This is a genomic window from Neglectibacter sp. X4 (assembly GCF_009917365.1).
Lineage (GTDB): Bacteria > Bacillota > Clostridia > Oscillospirales > Acutalibacteraceae > Acutalibacter.
Genome location: NZ_QWLE01000176.1, coordinates 1 through 1,022 on the forward strand (window position 1 = coordinate 1; position 1,022 = coordinate 1,022).

The window sequence follows — 1,022 nt, forward strand, 5'->3', positions numbered from 1 at the left end:
AACGCCCTGAGCGAAGCGGGCCGCGGGCCGATGATGGTAGGCACCATCATCGGGCTTACGGGCTGGCCCTGGACGGCGCGTTCCGTTCGTTCCCAGGTGCTGTCCCTGCGCAACCGGGACCACGTGAACCTGTCAAAGCTTTCAGGCCACAGCATGCCGCGGATTATCATCCAGGACATCCTGCCTTATGTGGCGTCCTACGTGGTGATGGCGCTGATCCTGCAAATCTCCTCCGGCATCCTGGCGGAAGCGCAGCTTTCCATGCTGGGCCTTGGGCCTTCCAACTCCACAACCAGCACTCTGGGCATTATGATGAACTGGGCGCAGAACTTCCAGGCCATCCAGGGCGGAAGCTGGTGGGCATTCGTGCCGGTGGTGCTGTCCGTAGCGATAATCTCATTCTCGCTGAACCTGATGAATACGGGGTTAGACCAGGTGTTCAACCCGCAGCTTCGCGACTAACCGGGAGGATAGAACATGGGAAAAGTAATGCTGGAAGTAAAAGACTTAAAGACGAAGTATGTGACGCGTTTTAAAGAGGACGTGTTCGCGGTGGACGGGGTATCCCTGAAAATAGAGGAAGGGAAGTCCCTGGGCGTGGCAGGCGAGTCCGGCTGCGGCAAATCCACGCTGGCCCTGAGCCTGATGGGGTACTACTTCGCGCCCCTGCACTATATCAGCGGTGAAATCATCATAGACGGGCAGAACATTTCGGGTATGAAGCCGGACGAGGTGCGCAAGAAGATACTGGGGACGGAAATCGCGTACATCCCCCAGGCGGCCATGAACGCGTTGAACCCCACCCAGAAGATCATCCGCTTTATAGAGGACGTTATCCGCGTCCACGACAAGAGCCTGAGCAAGAAAGATATCTATGACATGGCGGTGGAGCGCTTCCGCATCCTGGGCCTGCCGCCGGAGGTGCTGCAGAAGCACGCGGTGGAACTGTCCGGCGGCATGAAGCAGAGGACGGTTATCGCCATCTCCACCATCCTGTCGCCGAAGGTGCTGATAGCGGACGA

Annotated in this window: 2 protein-coding genes; both read left to right on the forward strand. The window is 58.3% G+C overall.

The window, feature by feature from the left end; all coding sequences use genetic code 11:
- The coding region (locus tag D1841_RS17500; protein ID WP_161880207.1) for an ABC transporter permease at positions 1-462 on the forward strand (462 nt) is incomplete at its 5' end.
- Between the two features lie 15 nt (positions 463-477).
- On the forward strand, positions 478-1,022 hold a 545-nt coding region (locus tag D1841_RS17505), incomplete at its 3' end, for an ATP-binding cassette domain-containing protein (protein ID WP_161880208.1).